This window comes from Amycolatopsis sp. VC5-11 (genome assembly GCF_037034185.1).
Taxonomy (GTDB): domain Bacteria; phylum Actinomycetota; class Actinomycetes; order Mycobacteriales; family Pseudonocardiaceae; genus Amycolatopsis; species Amycolatopsis nivea.
In genome coordinates, this window is sequence record NZ_JBAGKF010000008.1 from 372,628 (window position 1) to 389,440 (window position 16,813).

General features: G+C 70.7%; 16 protein-coding genes, 1 pseudogene and 1 riboswitch. Of the genes and pseudogenes, 7 read left to right on the forward strand and 10 right to left on the reverse strand.

The window, feature by feature from the left end; genetic code table 11:
* Positions 1–15 precede the first annotated feature (15 nt).
* Positions 16–92: riboswitch (S-adenosyl-L-homocysteine riboswitch) on the reverse strand.
* A 44-nt stretch (positions 93–136) separates the two neighbouring features.
* From WA670_RS25350 to WA670_RS25390, 9 genes and pseudogenes are all read right to left on the reverse strand, one after another.
* Complete coding sequence (locus WA670_RS25350; RefSeq protein WP_275294698.1) at positions 137–739, reverse strand: maleylpyruvate isomerase N-terminal domain-containing protein; 603 nt, start codon at positions 737–739, stop codon at positions 137–139.
* Positions 740–743: 4 nt separating this feature from the next.
* Complete coding sequence (locus tag WA670_RS25355) at positions 744–2,114, reverse strand: carboxylesterase/lipase family protein (protein ID WP_336159068.1); 1,371 nt, start codon at positions 2,112–2,114, stop codon at positions 744–746.
* Between the two features lie 203 nt (positions 2,115–2,317).
* Positions 2,318–3,127 (reverse strand): annotated as a pseudogene (locus WA670_RS25360) (lysylphosphatidylglycerol synthase domain-containing protein); the annotation flags it as partial.
* Positions 3,127–4,134, reverse strand: a complete 1,008-nt coding sequence (locus WA670_RS25365; protein WP_037818754.1) for a glycosyltransferase family 4 protein — start codon at positions 4,132–4,134, stop codon at positions 3,127–3,129. The gene WA670_RS25365 and the pseudogene WA670_RS25360, both read right to left, overlap by 1 nt.
* Before the next feature lie 31 nt (positions 4,135–4,165).
* Positions 4,166–5,005, reverse strand: a complete 840-nt coding sequence (locus WA670_RS25370) for an aldo/keto reductase (RefSeq protein WP_037818752.1) — start codon at positions 5,003–5,005, stop codon at positions 4,166–4,168.
* A 43-nt stretch (positions 5,006–5,048) separates the two neighbouring features.
* Positions 5,049–5,384, reverse strand: coding sequence for an STAS domain-containing protein (locus tag WA670_RS25375; protein ID WP_051729638.1), 336 nt, complete (start codon positions 5,382–5,384; stop codon positions 5,049–5,051).
* Positions 5,385–6,096: 712 nt separating this feature from the next.
* Complete coding sequence (locus WA670_RS25380) at positions 6,097–6,510, reverse strand: SsgA family sporulation/cell division regulator (protein ID WP_037818751.1); 414 nt, start codon at positions 6,508–6,510, stop codon at positions 6,097–6,099.
* A gap of 490 nt (positions 6,511–7,000) precedes the next feature.
* Entirely contained in the window at positions 7,001–7,873 is an 873-nt protein-coding gene (locus tag WA670_RS25385) for an alpha/beta fold hydrolase (RefSeq protein ID WP_336159069.1), read from the reverse strand.
* A gap of 51 nt (positions 7,874–7,924) precedes the next feature.
* Positions 7,925–8,860: a LysR family transcriptional regulator gene (locus WA670_RS25390; protein ID WP_037818749.1), complete on the reverse strand. Its 936-nt coding sequence runs from the start codon at positions 8,858–8,860 to the stop codon at positions 7,925–7,927.
* A gap of 118 nt (positions 8,861–8,978) precedes the next feature.
* On the opposite strand from WA670_RS25390, the gene WA670_RS25395 reads away from it, so the two are divergent.
* A complete protein-coding gene (locus WA670_RS25395) occupies positions 8,979–9,848 on the forward strand; it encodes an alpha/beta fold hydrolase (RefSeq protein ID WP_037818748.1) in 870 nt (289 codons plus the stop codon).
* Complete coding sequence (locus WA670_RS25400) at positions 9,845–11,248, forward strand: MFS transporter (protein WP_336159070.1); 1,404 nt, start codon at positions 9,845–9,847, stop codon at positions 11,246–11,248. Before WA670_RS25395 ends, WA670_RS25400 begins: the two co-directional genes overlap by 4 nt.
* Positions 11,249–11,250: 2 nt before the next feature.
* Here the strand turns inward: WA670_RS25400 and WA670_RS25405 are convergent, their stop codons facing one another.
* Complete coding sequence (locus WA670_RS25405; RefSeq protein WP_275294706.1) at positions 11,251–12,156, reverse strand: LysR family transcriptional regulator; 906 nt, start codon at positions 12,154–12,156, stop codon at positions 11,251–11,253.
* 109 nt (positions 12,157–12,265) lie between these two features.
* Here WA670_RS25405 and WA670_RS25410 point away from each other — a divergent pair, with 109 nt between their 5' ends.
* The 5 genes from WA670_RS25410 to WA670_RS25430 are packed head-to-tail and all read left to right on the forward strand — an operon-like array spanning position 12,266 to position 16,618.
* A complete protein-coding gene (locus WA670_RS25410) occupies positions 12,266–13,018 on the forward strand; it encodes an alpha/beta fold hydrolase (protein WP_336159071.1) in 753 nt (250 codons plus the stop codon).
* A gap of 37 nt (positions 13,019–13,055) precedes the next feature.
* Positions 13,056–13,856 (forward strand): SDR family NAD(P)-dependent oxidoreductase, encoded by an 801-nt coding sequence (locus tag WA670_RS25415; protein ID WP_336159072.1) that lies wholly within the window; start codon positions 13,056–13,058, stop codon positions 13,854–13,856.
* Positions 13,853–14,698 carry a sugar phosphate isomerase/epimerase family protein gene (locus tag WA670_RS25420; protein WP_336159073.1) on the forward strand — a complete coding sequence of 282 codons (846 nt, stop codon included), beginning with the start codon at positions 13,853–13,855 and terminating at the stop codon, positions 14,696–14,698. Before WA670_RS25415 ends, WA670_RS25420 begins: the two co-directional genes overlap by 4 nt.
* A gap of 32 nt (positions 14,699–14,730) precedes the next feature.
* A complete protein-coding gene (locus WA670_RS25425) occupies positions 14,731–16,017 on the forward strand; it encodes an MFS transporter (RefSeq protein ID WP_336159074.1) in 1,287 nt (428 codons plus the stop codon).
* Entirely contained in the window at positions 15,998–16,618 is a 621-nt protein-coding gene (locus tag WA670_RS25430) for a nuclear transport factor 2 family protein (RefSeq protein WP_336159076.1), read from the forward strand. The genes WA670_RS25425 and WA670_RS25430 overlap by 20 nt, the downstream gene beginning before the upstream one ends.
* Positions 16,619–16,813: the final 195 nt, after the last annotated feature.

Genomic DNA, 16,813 nt, shown 5'->3' on the forward strand with positions numbered 1-16,813 from the left:
CCACCTCCGCATGAGTTCACGGAGGCGCCCTTGGATGGTGGTACCGGCCGAGCGTGGCGGACCACCGGTCCGTTGCAGCGCCTCTCGACCTGGTGGTCAAGACTACCGGATGTGACCAGCCCCCGGGCAGGCGTGTTCACTCCTCGGGATTCGAGCGGTCCTCGAGCGGGCTGCCCCGCCACTTCCAGCCGGTCCGCCGGGGCCGTCCGGGCAGGGCGATCCGCCCGGCGCACCAGCGCAGCGCGTCCCAAGCGTCGGGAATCGGCTCCTGCTCGGGGAAAAGCCGCGCGACGACGCGGGCGCAGGTGCCGCGCGGCGGGTCGATCGCGACGCCGAGGCCTTGTGCGATGTCGTCCCCGTGCAGCAGCAGTTCCACGCAGCCCATCGCGGCGAAACCGGCCGGATCCGAGCGGCCGGTCGGGTGGTAGGCGCGCTCGTCCGGTCGGCTGCTCCGGACCGCGGCGGCGAGCAAACGCCCGCCGGTGAGAGCGAATTCGAGCAGTTCGGCCGGGGACGCGTCGGCGTCGGTTTTGGCGAGGAAGCGCACGTAGCGGTCGGCCGGGCGGCTCGCGACCTGCGCGGCGTAGGACAGAAGCGTGTCCCCGAGGTGCTCCGCGGTGTAGCGGCAATCCCACTCGAGATCGCCTGCCGGACGCGTCCAGTCGCCGTCGGTGACCGGCTCGAGAGCGGCGGACACGCAGGCGAGGGCTTCGTCGAGGTCTTCGGCGCGGACGGTCATCCGGTCAGCGTAGAGAAGCCCAGAACCCGCAGTGGTGATCTTTCGCGAATCCGGTCAGCGGCTGCGCGCCGCCCGGCCGGTACGCGACCGCCTGCCCGGTCGGGCCGCCGCGGACGAACGCCGTCCAGTCGTCCACCATCCGGTCCGCGAGCCGTTGCTGCGCCGGGGTGAATGTCGTTGGCTGCCCGGCGAAATCGAACAGGTAGGGCAGCTCCGCGGTGTGCGTGGCCCCGAGCGGGAACGGCGCGCGCAACGCGGCCGCCGCCGGCGAGGTCGGATCGTTGAACTCGTAGGTCGACACACTGGGCAGCGAACTGGCGAGCCGCGCGGACGGGCAGGCGAACGCCCAGTCGGTCACAGCCGCCGCGTACGCCAGCGATGCGTTGCCGCTGAACGCATCCACCGGGTACTCGCGAGCGACCGCGTCGGCGTGCGGGAAGACGTTGGCAAGCGCTTGCGGGTAGCCGTGCCGCGTGACTTCGCGGCCGGCCGCGGCCTGTTCGGCGAGGAAATACGTGAACTCGTCGTGCGTCGTGCCCAGCATGACCGGCACCGGAGTCGCGGGAACCTTCCCGGGCAGCACCGAACCGCCGGTGACCGGTCCCGGCATCTCGATGCCCGCGATCGAGCCGTACGCCGGAGCGGTCCGGAGTTTCCCGACGGGCAACTCCCGCAGGCACTTCGCGGCGGTCCGGCGGTCGGTGCAGCCGCGCGCGGCGGCGTACTCGATGCTCTTGCTTTCGGCGGCGGGCAACGTCGCCTGCGCCTGGCACGGTCCACTTTGGATGATCGCGGCGCGGAACAGCCCGCGCGAGCCGGGGGCGACGAGGTGGTCGCACACCGACATCCCGCCCGCGGACTCCCCCGCGATGGTCACCTGGTTCGGGTCGCCGCCGAAGGACGCGATGTTGTCGCGCACCCACAGGAGTGCCTGCTGTTGGTCGAGGAAGCCGTAGTTCCCGGGCTCCGCGCCCAGCGACGGGTCGGCGAGGAAGCCGAGCGCGCCGAGCCGGTAGTTGAGCGTGACGACCACCGCGTCGCCGCGCTCGACCAGCCGGGCGGCGCCGTAGCGGTCGCCGCCGCCGCTGAGGAACGCGCCGCCGTGCAGCCACACCAGGACCGGCCGTCCGGTCTCGCCGGCCGGCGGGGTCCAGACGTTCAGGTAGAGGCAGTCTTCGCTGGTCAGGGCTCCGTCGGCGGCCTGCGGACAGCGGGGCCCTGGTTTCGTGGCGTCGCGCTCCCCCGTCCAGGGCTCGACCGGGGCGGGCGGCTGCCAGCGCCGCTCGCCGACAGGTGCGGCCGCGTACGGGATGCCTTGGAAGAGCCGGTGATCGGGAGCGACACTGCCGCGGACAGCGCCGGCTGCGGTGTGCACGAGGTCGCCTGCCCGGGTGATCGCCGCGACCGAAGACGCGCAAGCCGACGCGGCCAGAACGGGGACGACGACCAGCGCCGCGAACCACCGTCGCCGAATCCCCCGAAAAGCCGCCGCCACCGGCCGGACGATACCGGCCGGGCGTCCGGGCCCGGCCGCCGGATCATCCGGCGGAGCGCGAGAACCGCCCCGCCGGGCAGCGTCGAGACCAGACCGAGCACGCCGTAGCCGACCGCGACCGTCACGCCCTGTTCCGCGCCCAGTCCGGCGGCGGCGAACGAAACCGCCGCGGTGCCCTCGCGCGGGCCGAATCCGCCGACGTTCAGCGGCATCCCCATCGCCAGCAACGCGAGCACGAGCAGCGGCAGCAGGACGGTCAACGGCGCGGTCGCCCCGGCCGCGCGGGCGGCGACCACGAACAGCGTCAGATGCCCGGCCGCCGCCAGCAGAGACCAGCCGGTGACGCCGGGCCACGCTTCGAGCACGCCGGTCCGGATGTCGGCCGCCCAGACGTGCCGCAGCCGTTTCCGCATCGCCACCGCGACGACGGCCAGCGCCACGATCACGATCCCCAGGCAGAGCAGCACCTGCCGCGGCAGCAACTCCGGCCGGAAGACCACGACGGCCAGTCCGGCGACCACCACCAGGGTCTGTCCGGCGGCGCGTTCGAGCACGACCGCTCGGACGCCGCGGCCGACGTCGCCCGATCGTCGTCCGTGCTGGACCGCGCGGTGGACGTCGCCGAGCACGCCGGCCGGGAGGACGCCGTTGAGGAATTGCGCGCCGTAGTAGTCGCCGACGGCTTCACGAAACGGCAGGTGCAGGCCGAGCCGAGCCGCGACCAGCCGCCAGCGCGCGGCGCTCGCGAGCGTGGTCACGACGCCGATGACCAGGGCTATCGCGATCGGTCCCGGTCCCAGAGCCCGCAGGCCGCCGGTGAACGCTCCCGTGCCGAGCCGCCACCACAACGCGGCGATGAGCGCGGCTCCGGCCAGCAGTCGCAGCCACCGCATCAATCCACCGCCAAGATTCCGCGCAACCGGACCGCTGCCTCGGCCCACCCCTCCAGTGTGCGCGCTCGTGCGACAGCCGCAGCACGGAGTCGTTTCCGCAGGCCAGGGTCGTCGCGCCAGCTCCGGAGCGCGTCCGCCAGCGCTGTTTCGTCGCCGGGCGGGACGAGCATGCCTGGCAGCTCTCCGTCCGGTGCCCGGCCGAGCGCGTCGGGTACGCCGCCGACGTCCGAGGCGACCACGGGGATTCCGCGTGCGAGCGCCTCCGTGACGACCATGCCGTACGTCTCGGCGTGCGAAGGCAGGACGAGCAGGTCGGCTCGGTCGTAGGCGTTCTCCAGCGCTTCTCCGGCGAGCGGGCCGGTGAAACGGGCGCGAGGGTGGCTCAAGCTGTTGGCGTAGGCCGGGTTTCGGGTGCGCGAGCCGACGAGGTCCACCTTTAGTCCGTCTACTTCGGACAGTGCGTTGAGGAGAATGTCCTGGCCCTTGCGCGGGGTCACCGCGGCGACACAGACCAGCTGGGACACCCCGTCGGTCCCGGTCGCCCGCGGTGCCGGATCGGTCCCCGGCGGTGCGATGTGGACGGTCGCGAGGCCGTGCCGCTGCTCGACGGCGCGGGCGGCGGCGGGGCTGGTGACGATGACCTGGTCCGCCAGGTGGAGCGTCTTCCGTTCGCGGGCGTCGAGGTCGGCCGCGCGCCGCAGGTCCAGGCCGGTTTCGTCGGCCAGCGGCAGGTGCACGAGGACGGCCAGGCCGATCCGGTCCGCGTGCCGGGCGAGGACGTCCGGCACTCCGCACGCGATCAAGCCGTCGAGCAGCACTTTCGCGCCGTCGGGAACCTCGGCGAGGACCTGGTCCAGCTGACGCCGGTCGCCGTCCGGCCAGGTCCCGCCGACCGGCCGCAGCCGCACCCGCAGCTGCTCGGCCATGCGGCGGTCGTAGGTGTTGCCGCCGCTGGGCACGCCGAGGTCTTCGATGTCGCCGGGCACTACGAAACAGGACAGTCGCACGTTGCCTACACGAGCGGTCGGCCGATCCGGTTCAGCCTTCGAAGATGTCCGGGTCGAAGCCCGTCCGGCGGCCCTCGTCGAGCCCGCTGAGGACGTCCAGGTCGCCGTCGCTCAGGGAGAAGTCGAAGATGTCGATGTTCTCCCGCATCCGCTTCGGCGACGACGACTTCGGGAACACGACGTTGCCGAGCTGGATGTGCCAGCGCAGCACGATCTGGGCAGGCGTTTTGCCGTGTTTCTCGGCCAGTTCGGCCAGCAGCGGGTCTTCGAGGACCTCGCCTTGCGCCAGCGGGCTCCACGCCTCGGTCACGATGCCGTGCGCCTCGTGGTACGCGCGCAGTTCCGGTTGCTGCAGCGCGGGATGCAGCTCGATCTGGTTGACCGCGGGCACCGTCGCCGACTCGGCGGCCAGCCGTTCGAGGTGCGGGATCTGGAAATTGGACACCCCGATCGCGCGGGCCTTGCCGGCGCGCTGCAGTTCCTCGAAGCCGTGCCAGGTGACGACGTACCTGTCCTGTTTCGGCAGCGGCCAGTGGATCAGGTAGAGGTCGACGTAGTCCAGCTCGAGCCGCTGCAGGCTGCCCTCCAGCGCGTTGATCGCGTTGTCGTGGCCCTGCGCGTCGTTCGCCAGCTTTGTGGTGACGAAGATTTCCTCGCGCGGTACGCCCGAATCGCGAATGCCCGCGCCGACGCCTTCTTCGTTGCGGTACATCTGCGCGGTGTCGAGGTGCCGGTACCCGGCCTCGAGGGCTTCGCGCACCGCCGCGGCCGTTTCCTCCGGCGGGATCTGGAAGACGCCCAGGCCGAACTGCGGGATCCGGACGCCGTTGTTGAGTTCGAGCTGCGGAACGCGGTTCGTCTCGATCGTCATGTCGGCGACCTACCCGTGCGCGGCGGTCGTGAAACTCGCTGGATCAGGCGGCGACCGCCTCGCGGACGCCCAGGATTTCATCGGCGCCGGTCACCGAAAGACACCGCCGGACGGCGTGCGCCGGTCCGACCACGACAGTGAACTGAGGGTTCCGCTGGTGCGCGTCGAGCAGGGCGCGAACGCCCGCGCAGCTCAGAAACGCGACGCCGGACAGGTCGACGACCACCGGCCCGGCCAACGGCGCGACAGCCGCCTCGAAAACATGCGCGGTAGCCGCGTCGAGGTCCCCGACCGGAGCGAGGTGAATCGCGTCCGCCCGCCTCGTCGCGCGGACGGTCAGTTCCACCGGCGCGGTGACGCCGGGAAGGTGGAGAGTCATGGGTTTGCGCTCCTTTCGCAGAGACCTGCTTGGGGCGCTGACCGCAGTATGGTTCTGGACAACAGCCAACACAGGCGACCGTACGCGTTCTCCCAGTGCGGTCAACCCGGATCACCACGAGGTTCACTCACGCGGCGGCCGAGTCCGCCTGGTCGGGGGGCTGACGCTGACGGCGCGGTGACAGGGTGCGCTGGGGCGGAGTCCTACTGGCGCGGTTGTTGGCAGGATGCCGGTTTCGCGGCGACGGTGCGGGGTCGTTCATCGGCCGTTCATGCGGGGGCACCTGGTCGGGGGATGCCCGGCTCGCGGTTCGCCGTTCGCGGTTAGCCGCTCGCGCCGCGGCTGGCGGTTCTTGGGATGCGGCTCCGCCGGGCTTCAGACTCCGCCTGGCTTCAGATGGTGCTCGCGGCACGAGCCCACCGGACTTCGGTTGATCCTCGCCACGCAAGCCCGCCCGGCTTCACTTGATCCTTGCGACACGAGGTCGCCGGGCCCTGGGTGATCTTCGCGGGGCGACTCGGCCCGGCTTCAGTGATGATTGCGAGGCGAGCCCGCCGGACCCGAGCTGGCCGATGGGCCTATCCACCCTCGGGCCGAATCCTCGACGCGGCAGGCATTAGCGCAGCGACGAAGCCTCGCCGACTCCCGCAGCAGGTCATCTCTCCTGCCCGGGAGCCTTCCGGCCGCTGCCGCCGATGTCCACTATGGACAGTCAGTCGCGCAGGGCGAGCTTCGCGAGTTCCTCGTCGAAGTCGAAGCAACGGTCTTCGGAACCGACCGGGACCTCGTCGTAGGTGCGGTCGAGGAAGTCGGCGAGTTCGTTCGCCGCCGCCTCCAGCACCGCGGAGCCGTCGGGGGCGTTCAGCTCCACCAGCACGCGGCTGTCGTCGGCGGCGGGACGCACCTGGACGTCTCCGTCGCCGGCCGGGGCGAGCAGGCCGTCGGCGAGCAAGTCCCGCCCGAACAGCCAGCGCACGACTCCGCCGCCCGCGTGGTAGCCGACCGACACCGCGAACGGATCCGCCGGGTCGTATTCCAGATCGGCGCGCACCGGCAGCGGGACGGACCCGAACGTGCGCAGCCCGAAGATGATCGTCGCGCGGACGACCTGCGGTTCGGTTTCCACGACGGCGCCTCCTTCGTTACCCGGTCGCGAACCTGTCCGGACCGAAGTGAATGTTTCTCAATAAGTAACGCGCCGTAAGAGCCTAAGCTGCCCGACGGGGGAGATTTCACCCCAACGGTGGAGATCTACGTCTCAGTCGGCTACGCAAGGGCAGCATTGACAGCAGGATCGGGCAACGCACCCGCCGCCGCCCCCGCCGGACCGGGGCTGCTTCGACCTGCGGAAACGGACCGCCACGATCGTGGAACCGGACGGTCCGGAGCCGCACGGAAAGATCGTCGCCCGCCTCCCGGAAATATCGGCGACCACCGGGACGAATCGATTCAACGATGAGCGGCGGCTCGGTTGCTGCTCAGCGGCGGTGGCGGCGGCAGAGTCCGGTCTCGGCGCCGGACCGGAAAGCGAATCCGCAGTGGAAGCGGCCGGGCAGGGGCAGGTCGGCAGCGACGCGAGCGAGCAGCAGTTCGTCTGGCGTGAAGCTTCGAGAAGGTCAGTGCGTCCGCTTGAGAAAGGCCTCGACGGCGTCCACGACCTCGCCAGGCGCTTCTTCCGGAACGTAGTGGCCGCCGGGGACGGCATGACCGGTGACCGCGGCGGGAGCGGCGTGATGGTCCTGCCAGACGCGTACCACGTCACGCCCGCCGAGGCCGCCCTCAGCGCCCCACAGGAGCAGCAGCGGGGCCCGCACCCGCAGCCCGCCGGCGTGATCCGCCTCGTCGCGTTCGAGGTCGGCCGTGAAGCCGGTCCGGTAGTCCTCGAAGGACGCCCGCAGCCGCGCCGGGTCGCTGAACGCCTCGACGTAGTGCTGGAAGGTTTCCTGGTCGACGGTGCCGGATTCGCGCACCCTGGCGAAGAAATGACCGAGATACGCCTCGACGTTCCCGTCGACCAGCTTCGCCGCCAGCTCGGTGTTCCGATGGAAGAACCAGTGCCACATCGCGCTCGCCGAATCGCGGTCGAACGAGTTCATGACCACCCGCGTGGGGAGAATGTCCAGCAGCGCCAGCGCTTTGACCTCCGCCGGGCGATCGAGCGCCCAGCGATGCGCGACGCGCGCGCCGCGGTCGTGCCCGACCACCGACGCCGACTCGAACCCCAGGTGATGGATCAGGCCGCTCAGGTCCGCGGCGGCGGCCCGTTTGCTGTAGTCCCCGGACCGGGCGAGGCCCGAAGCGCCGTAACCGCGCAGATCCGGGGCGACGACGGTGCGTCCCTGGCTGAGCGGCTCGATCACGTGCCGCCAGCACGCGTTCGTCTGCGGCCACCCGTGCACCAGGACGACCAGCTCCGGCCCGTCGCCTTCGACGCGGTAAGCCAGTTCCACGTCGTCGAGGCGCACCGATTCGAGCGTGTCCCGCGGCATAGTTCTCCTTGCGGTCGTTGAGTTTTCTCGCGTCCACAGTGGACGCGACGGTCAGGAGGCGCCCAGCGCCGGATGGCGGGCGAGCAGGTCGTCCAGCCGGGAGCCGACCTCCGCGCAGTTCTGCCGCACCACGGCGAGGAACGCCGCGAGAACCGGCGAGGAATCGGCGGCCCGGAAGGACATCTGCAAATCCGGCAGCCGGAAGCGGGGCTCGACGTCGCAGAACCGGATGTCGTCGCGAGCGATCAGGCGCATCCGGTTCGGGCCGAGCCCGACCCCCGCGCCGCAGGCGGCGAGCCCGGCGATCGTGTGGACGTCGCGCGCCAGCGCGGCCCCGTCGAGGGCGGCGGGATCGTGCTCGAACAACGGTCGCAGGTAAGAGCCGGCGGCGTCCGCGCTGACCACGAGCGGCTCGCGCGCCAGCTGCCCGGCCTCGACGGACCGCTGCCCGGCGAAGGGGTGCGCCGACGAGACCACGGCGACCAGATGATCCGCGCCGATGGGCACCGTCACCAGGTCCTCCGCCCCGGCTCCGCGAGGGCCGCCGCGCCCCACCGCGACATCCAGTTCGCCGGCGAGCAGGGCCGCGGACGCGGTCGGCGTGTCCAGTTCCTGGAGGACCATCCGGACATCCGGACGGGCCCGCCGGAACCGGCCGAGCACGCCCGGCAGCGGGTCGAGCAGCGCGGACCCGATGAACCCGAGCCGCAACCGCCCGGTCTCCCCGCGCGCGGCCCGGCCCGCCTCGACCCGCGCGAGTCTCATCTCGGCGAGCGCGCTGTCCGCCCTGGCAAGGAAGGCATTGCCCGCGGCGGTGGGGAAAACGCCGCGCGGGGTGCGGTCGAACAGCCGCTCGCCGACCTCGCGTTCGAGCGCGGCGATCTGGGTCGACAGCGGCGGCTGGGCGATGCCCAGCGACGCCGCGGCGCGGCCGAAATGCTGGTGCTCGGCGAGCGCCAGAGCGTAGCGAAGATGACGGGCTTCCACGCGGCCACGATACGCGGAAAGTATGACGAAGGCTCCTGTCAGATATGAACGTGGATAACGGGGCAGAGCTGCGGTGACCTGGTGCGGTCCGTGATCAACCCTTGCGAAGGGCCCTGGAATGACCCGTCCGTCCTCGTCCGAGACCGTCCTGCTGCTCGTGCACGGCGCCTGGCACGCCGCCCTGCACTGGAGCTCGACCCAGCGCGCGCTCAGCCGCCACGGCCTTGCCAGCATCGCCGTCGACCTGCCCGGCAGCGGGCTCGGCGCGCCCGTCCCCAGCGGGTACTTCCGGCCCGGCCAGCCGGGGCTCGCGGCCGAGAAGTCGGCGCTGAGCGACCTCACCTTGCAGGACAGCACCGACGTCGTGCTCGAAGCGCTGGTCAGCGCCCGCACCCGCTACCGGAATGTGCTGCTGGTCGCGCACAGCGCCGCGGGTTCCGTAGTGTCGGCCGCCGCGGAGCAGGCACCCGAACTGGTCGACCGCCTCGTGTACCTGTCCGCGTTCGTGCCCGCGGGCCGGCCGCGGTTCTCCGACTACATCGAAGCCGAGGAGAACGCCGGCGCCGTCCAGATTCCGCCGGTCGGCGACCCGGCCGAACTGGGCGCGATCCGGATCAATCCGCTTTCTCCCGACCCGGCGGTCACTGACGTCATCCGGCGCGCGTTCCTAAACGACCTGCCCGCGGACGCCCCGGACTCGTGGCGGCAGTTCCTGCACCCGGATCACCCGCTATCGCACTACGGCACACCAGTTCCGCTCTCGGCGGAGCGCTGGGGACGGCTCCCGCGCTCCTACCTCCGGTTGACCGGCGACCTCGCGCTGCCGCCGGTGACCCAGGATCTGATGATCGCCGAGGCCGACCAGGTGACGCCGGACAATCCGTTCCAGGTGCATTCCCTGCCGGGCGGCCATTCGCCGTTCGTGATCCGGCCGGAGGAGCTGGCGACGCTGTTCGCCGCCATCGCGCTGCAGCGGTCCGCCCGATGACCACGACGCGGTCCCCCTCCCGGCGGCTTCTCCTGCCGATCATCCTGTCCGGCACTTTCGTGCAGCTGTTCAGCGTCACGGTCATGCAGGTGGGCGTGGTCGACGTCCAGCGAGATCTGGGCGCCGGGGCAGGCGAGAGCCAACTGGTTCTCGCCGCCTACACCCTCGCCTACGCCTGCTCGCTGATCGTTTCCGCGCGGCTGGGCGACAACTACGGCTACCGGAGGACGTTCGTCGCCGGGATGGCGCTGTTCACTCTCGCCTCGGTCGGTGCGGCCGCCGCGCCCGAAGCGTGGGTGCTGATCGCCGGGCGTCTGCTGCAGGGTTTCGGCAGCGGGCTGATGGCGCCGCAGATTCTGTCGATCATCCAGTCCGCGGTGGCCCCGGGCCGTCGTGCCACCGCGTTGAGCGCGTTCGGCGCGACCATGGCGGCCGCTTCGCTCGCGGGCCCGGTGCTCGGCGGCGTGCTCATCCAGCTCGACCCGCTCGGACTCGGCTGGCGGGCGGCGATGCTGCTGACCGTTCCCGTCGGCATCGCCGCCCTCGCGCTCTCCCCCGCGCTGCCGCCGGACCACGGCGAACGCGCGGCGGCACGCGTCGACCGGACCGGGGCGGCGCTGAGCCTGTTCGGCTTGGCCCTGCTGGTCTTTCCCCTGACAATGGGGCGGGACGCCGGCTGGCCGTGGTGGACGTGGCTGAGCCTGGCGCTGGCTGCGGCTCTGCTGGCCGGTTTCGCGATTTCCCAGCGCAGGGCGGCGGAACCGCTCGTCCATCCGTCCGCGTGGGCGGAACCGGCGACGCGATGGGGGCTGGGCATCGTCCTGGTCTTCAACGCCGGAGTGCCGTCCTTCACGCTGTTGCTGTCGATGCATCTGCAGGGCGCGCAGGGCTGGAGTCCGCTTCAGACCGGGTTCGGCATCACCCCGTACGCCATCGGGGCACTGGCCGGGAGCGGGATCGCGAAGAGGCTGGGCCGGCGCTTCGGCCCGTGGGCTCTGGCGTCGTCCGCCCTGGCCATGGGATCGGTGTCGCTGGTCGTCCCGGCGACCATCGGCGACCCGGCCCTGCGGTGGCTGTACTGGCTCGCGCTGTGCCTCGGCGGCATCGGGTTCGGCGTGTTCACCGCTTCGGCGTTCACCCAGATCATCGCCAGAGTCCGCCCCGAAGCCGCGACCTCGGTCTCGGGTCTTCTCCCGACGGCACAGCAATTGGGCGGAACCCTCGGCGTCACGTTCGCGGGCATCGCCTACGCGACGTCCGCCGGGAACCCCGGCCGGGCGTTGTGGCACGCGATGACCTACGAGGCCGCGGTGTTCGCATTGGCCGCCGCCTTCGCTTTCGGGCTGGCCGGCCGCGCGGCTCGAAAAGCACCGGCCCGGACCGGCTCGGCGATCTGCTGAACTCACGGCTGCGCGCTGTAGGTGGGATCGGCCCGGTATTTCCGTGCGGTTTCCCGCAGGCAGTGCAGGAGCAGGTCGCCGTATTTCGGGTCCGTGCCGGCCCAGGCGGCCCAGGTGCGCATCCAGTGTTCGGGCCGATGTTCGCTGAGCGGGACCCAGGTCCAGCCGGGGAACCATTTGCGCGCCGAGGCATTGCCGATGAGGACCGCGTCCACGCGGGAACTCGTGGCGATCAGTTCGCTGTGTTCGGAGAAGGCGCGAAACAGCCAGTCGACTTCGGTCCGGGTGGTCGAGGCGGCGGTGCGGAGACTGATTTCCTCGCCCTTGGAGGAATGCGCCATGACACGCAGCCCGGCGAGGTCCGTGACGTCGATTTCGGTTCGGCCGGCCGGGAGCGCGTCTTCGCGGAAGACGCAGCCGAGTCGTTGCCGGAACAGCAATTCCGCGTGGAGTTCGGGCGGTTCGGTGTGCATCAAGCTCAGATCGAGCAGACCGTTGTTGAGCATCCGCCGCTGTTCCTCGCTGGTGGCCTCGACGATGGCGAACCGGACCTCCGGCGCCTCGGCGGCAACCGACGCCAGGTAATCCTCGATCCAGCCGTGCGGAACTCCCGAGGGCACTCCGAGATGCACGAGGCGCCCGCCGGCCGAGGCGGTCTGGAGGACTTCCGGGACCCGGTCGACGAGTTCGAAGATCGACAGCAGGTGCGCGCGCAGGCCTTCCCCCGCGACGGTCAGCGTGGTGCCAGCCGGCGTGCGCCGCAGCAACTGGTGCCCGAGGTTCTTCTCCAGCTGGGCGATCTGCCTGCTCAGCGTGGGCTGAGTGAGGTGCAGTGCGGCCGCGGCGCGCGAGATCGAGCCGTATTCGGCCACCGCGCGGAAGTAGTCGAGCTGACGCAACTCAAGCATGGGGACATGCTATGCCTCCGGAGCATGAGGATGGCCAATAACAGGTATTTGCTAAATAACCGGCGGCCGCTGACGATCTGAGGACCGAAGACACTCCCCGGAGGACCCCATGAGCGCAAAGATCGTCGAGCTGGCTTTCGAGCGGTTTTCCGGTGGCGCCGCGCCGTTCTCCTTCGTGCTCGTGCACGGCTGGGCCCGGTCCCGTGCGGACTGGGCTCCGATCCTCGACGGTCTCCGTGCCCTCGCTCCGGTCGTGGCCGTCGACCTGCGCGGGCACGGCGAGTCCCAGCCGGGCGAGGGCATGCGGCTCCCGGATGTCGCGGCCGACGTCCGGGCCGTGCTCGATCGGCTCGGGCTCGCTCGCGTCGTGCTGGTCGGGCACTCCGCGGGCAGCGAGGCGGCCGCCTTCCTCGCCCGGCGGGAGCCGGAACTCGTCGCCGGTCTGGTGGTCGTCGATCCGGCGTTCGGGCTTCCCGACGAGGACCGCGCCCGGATCGAGGCGCTGGCCGCGCGGCTCCGGCGGGAGGATCCCGTCGCCGTCGCGGCCGAGCACTTCCTGAAGTCCGGGCCCAGCCCGTTGCCGGGCACCGGCGGGGCGGTCTCGGCCACGCCGGAAGCGATCCGCGATCTGTTCGCCGACTTCGCCTTCGCGCCGGAGGCCCTGCATTTCCAGACCGAGACCGCCAGGTTCTTCGCCGGGTTCCCCGTTCCGGTCCTGGCGTTCTACCGGAACGAAGAACGTGCCGCTCTCGCCCGGGAAATCCTTCCTGCCGCCCGGATCCAGGTGCTTCCCGGGGGCCATTGGACCCACCACGAACATCCCGGCGAGGTCGTGACCGCCATCGCGGACTGGATCCGCTGACCGAGTTCTTTTTCTTGCGTTGAAAGGAAAGAAGAGAATGACCGAGCCGCAACGCGTCGCCATCGTCACCGGCGGGGCCGGAAAACTGGGGAGCGCCATCGCCGCGCGGCTCCTCGAGGACGGCGTCGCCGTCGTGGTGGCGGACGTGAACAAGGAAGCGGCAGCCGCGACCGTCGCGGGGTTCCGCGAGCGGTTCGCCGCTCCCGCCGTCGACATCGCCGCCGACCTCGGGTCCGTCGAGGCGATCGAGTCGCTGGTGGACGAGACGGGCGCCCGGTTCGGCCGGATCGACGTCGTCGTCAACAACGCCGCGGTGAACCGCCGTTCGACCCTGTCCGAACTCGCCCCCGACGACTGGGACCTGATGAGCGGCGTGAACCTGCGCGCGCCGGCGATCCTGGTGAGCCGCGCGCTCGGTTTCTTCAAAGCGCAAAACGGCGGCGCGATCGTCAACATCGCCTCGCGGAACTGGGTTTCCGGCGGCCCGGTGGCCTACACGACGATGAAGGCCGGCCTCGTCGGCATGACCCGCTCGTTCGCCACCGAACTGGCGAAGTACCGCATCACCGCCAACGCCGTGGCGCCCAGCTTCATCGAATCGGACTTCACCGGCTACGACCGCGACGAGGAGCAAATGCGGCGTCTGATGGAGCAGTACCAGGCGATCACCCCGCTCCCGCGCATGGCCGAACCCCGCGATGTCGCGAACGCCGTCGCGTTCCTCGCCTCGCCCGCCGCGTCCTTCATCACCGGCGAAGTCCTGCACGTCTGCGGCGGCGCCCAGCTCGCCCCGCTCCCCCGGACGCCGCTCGCCGTCGAGCGCTCTTCGCGGCGATGAAGTTCAGCGTCGCGACGATCTCGTTGCCCACCCTGGACATCGGCGAATCGATCGCCGAAATCGCCGCGGCCGGGTTCGGCGGTGTCGAATGGCGCGTCGAGCCGCGTCCCGGCAGCATCCCGGATGCCCAGCCCGCGCACCCGTTCCTCGTGGACCACCGGTCCACCCTCCCGCTCGACGTCGCGGCGGCGGAGAGCGTGGCGGCGGAAACTCGCGCGGCGGGGCTCGAAGTGGTCGGACTGGCGCCCTACGTCGAAGTCGGCGACACCGCCACGCTCCGGCTGGCCTGCGACATGGCCATTGCCGCCGGCACCGGACAGATCCGGTTGCAGGCACCGAGAATCTCTCGCACGAACAAACCGTATTCCGTCCTCTACGGAGAAACAGTCGCGTTCTTCGCCGACATCGAGGCCACGGCGAAGGAAACCGGCGTCCGGGCGTTGCTCGAGATCCACCACAACACCATCTGCTCCAGCGCGTCTTTGGCGCACCGGGTGGTCGCGCGGTTCGACCCGGCGCACGTCGGCGTCATCTACGACGTCGGGAATTTCGTCTTCGAAGGCTACGAGGCGCACGAAATCGCGCTCGACCTGCTCGGCGATTACCTCGGGCACGTGCATCTGAAGAACGCCGCGCACTTCCGGTCGCCGGGCGGGGCATGGCGGCCGGGGTGGACGCCGCTCGAAGACGGCGAGGTCGACGTCCCGCACGTCCTGGGACTCCTTCACGAGCACGGCTACCGCGGCTGGGTGTCCGTGGAGGACATGAGCCTCGACCGCACCCCACGCGCCGCCTTGCGCCACAACGCGGCACAGCTCCGCGAATGGGGCTTGCTGCACTGACACCTCACCATCCAGGACAAGGAGGTCCTCGCATGGACACCGCGGAGCCGTCCGCAGGCACAGCCCTGCCCGAGCACCCGGCCGTTTCCCGCTACCGCTGGGTGATCTTGGCCAGCTGCTGGCTGGCTTTCACCCTCATCTACATCAACCGCACCGCGTGGTCGGTGGTCGCCGTCGACGCTTCGCATTCCCTCGGACTTTCCGTGGCCCAGCTCGGGATCTTCGCCACGGCGCTGTCCATCGGCTACGTCGTCACCAACATCCCCGGCGGCATCGTCGCCGACCTGATCGGCGGCCGGATGGCAGCCGGGATCTCCTTGGTGACCGCGGGAATGCTGACCTTCGCGTTCGGCAGCGTCAAGAACGTCGGCGTGGGAATCGCGATCCAGATCCTCATCGGGCTGGTCAGCGGCGCCGACGTCGCGTCCTTCACCAAGCTGATCAGCCGCTGGTTCCCGCCCCGCGAGCGCGGCACCGCGTTCGGCCTGTACATCACGTCGACCGCGCTGGGCGGGGTGATCGCGAACGCCTCCATCCCGGAGTTGCTGACGGCCCTGCACTGGAACGGCGTCTACTACCTCCTCGGCACGCTGACCGTCGCCGTCGGCGCGGCGTGCTGGGCCCTCCTGCGCAACAATCCGCCGTCCCCGGTCGAACCCGCCGGCGAACCCCCGGCCCCGGGCGGCGGCAGGCTCGGTCTGCGCGCGATGTTCGCCAATCGCAACCTGGTGTCGCTCGCGGCGGCCGGCCTCGGCATGCAATGGGCGACCCTCGGGTTCCTGGCCTGGGGCAATTCGCTGATGGTCAAGGCGCTCGGCCTGTCCGCCGGGAAGGCGGCGCTGGTGATGGTCGTCGTCAGCACCACGGCCATCGGGGTCAAACCGCTGGTCGGCTTCCTGTCCGACCGCGTCCGCGGCACCCGCAAGACGCATCTGATGGTGCTCAGCGGGTACTTCGCGCTCATCCTGGCGGTGTTCGGGCTGGTCCGGAGCTACTCGATGCTGCTCGTGCTCGCTCCGTTCCTCGGGCTCGGCGTCTACGGCTATACGGTGCTCACGAACTCGACCGTGCCCCAGTACGCGGATCCGCGGTTCGTCGGCGGGTCGTTCGGTTTCGCCAACACCGCCTGGCAGCTCGGCGGCGTCTTCGCGCCGGTCGCGGTGGGCGCGGTGTTCGGCGCCACCGGTTCGCTGTTCCTCGCCCTCGCGGTTCTGGCGGCCGGCCCGTTGCTGGGGGTATTCCTGCTCCTGCCGATCCGCGAACAAGCCAAGACAGCGGTCTCCGCCGAAGGGAACTCTCTTGTCCACAACAGACACTGACCGGCTCGAAATCCGCGCGCTGGTGGAAAACTGGGCCCTGTGGCGAGACGCTGGGGACTGGGAACGGTTCGCCACGGTGTGGCATCCCCGCACGGGCTGGATGAGCGCGACCTGGTTCCAAGGCCCGGCGTCCGAGTTCATCGCCGCCAGCCGCACGGGATTCGAGAACGGGGTGAGCATCCTGCACTTCCTGGGCGGGCACACCGCCGACATCGCCGGAGATCGCGCGGTCGCCCAGACGAAGATGACCATCAACCAGCGCGCGGACGTCGACGGCGTGCCCGTGGACGTGGTGTGCACCGGCCGGTTCTACGACTTCCTCGCGGTGCACGAGCGGCAGTGGAAGATCGTGCGCCGCCAGCCGATTTACGAGAAGGACCGGCTCGATGCCGTCGACCCGGCGGCTTCGCTGTCCCTCGATCCGGCTGTGCTCGGCCGCTTTCCGATCGGCTACCGGCACCTCGGCTATGTCCAGACGAAGGCCGGGTTCACCGTGCGGGAAGGCCTCCCCGGCCTGACCGGCGCCGCCGTCGAGACGCTGTACCGGGAAGGGGACGAGTGGCTGGCGGGCTCGAGCACCCCTGGGACGCCGCTCCGCTGAAGTCATGCGGAGCACCGGCCGACGAGCCGCGCTGGGCGGTTTCTCTCCGGCTGAAGGTCCGTGAAGGGCTCCTTGAAGGAATCTGATTCCCTCAAGGAGCCCTTCACGGACCTCGCCACTACGTACCGTGCGTCAAGCTGTCGCTGGACGAGGGGCGCGATTCGGTAAGAAGGCCGCACGCCACAGCTACTGAGA

What these genes read in the sequence shown, in the direction of transcription:
- WA670_RS25350 (WP_275294698.1), bottom strand. Translation starts at nt 739, where the DNA reads ATGACCGTCCGCGCCGAAGACCTCGACGAAGCCCTCGCCTGCGTGTCC.
- WA670_RS25370 (WP_037818752.1), bottom strand. Translation starts at nt 5,005, where the DNA reads ATGACGATCGAGACGAACCGCGTTCCGCAGCTCGAACTCAACAACGGC.
- WA670_RS25375 (WP_051729638.1), bottom strand. Translation starts at nt 5,384, where the DNA reads ATGACTCTCCACCTTCCCGGCGTCACCGCGCCGGTGGAACTGACCGTC.
- WA670_RS25385 (WP_336159069.1), bottom strand. Translation starts at nt 7,873, where the DNA reads ATGCCGCGGGACACGCTCGAATCGGTGCGCCTCGACGACGTGGAACTG.
- WA670_RS25395 (WP_037818748.1), top strand. Translation starts at nt 8,979, where the DNA reads ATGACCCGTCCGTCCTCGTCCGAGACCGTCCTGCTGCTCGTGCACGGC.
- WA670_RS25400 (WP_336159070.1), top strand. Translation starts at nt 9,845, where the DNA reads ATGACCACGACGCGGTCCCCCTCCCGGCGGCTTCTCCTGCCGATCATC.
- WA670_RS25405 (WP_275294706.1), bottom strand. Translation starts at nt 12,156, where the DNA reads ATGCTTGAGTTGCGTCAGCTCGACTACTTCCGCGCGGTGGCCGAATAC.
- WA670_RS25410 (WP_336159071.1), top strand. Translation starts at nt 12,266, where the DNA reads ATGAGCGCAAAGATCGTCGAGCTGGCTTTCGAGCGGTTTTCCGGTGGC.
- WA670_RS25415 (WP_336159072.1), top strand. Translation starts at nt 13,056, where the DNA reads ATGACCGAGCCGCAACGCGTCGCCATCGTCACCGGCGGGGCCGGAAAA.
- WA670_RS25420 (WP_336159073.1), top strand. Translation starts at nt 13,853, where the DNA reads ATGAAGTTCAGCGTCGCGACGATCTCGTTGCCCACCCTGGACATCGGC.
- WA670_RS25425 (WP_336159074.1), top strand. Translation starts at nt 14,731, where the DNA reads ATGGACACCGCGGAGCCGTCCGCAGGCACAGCCCTGCCCGAGCACCCG.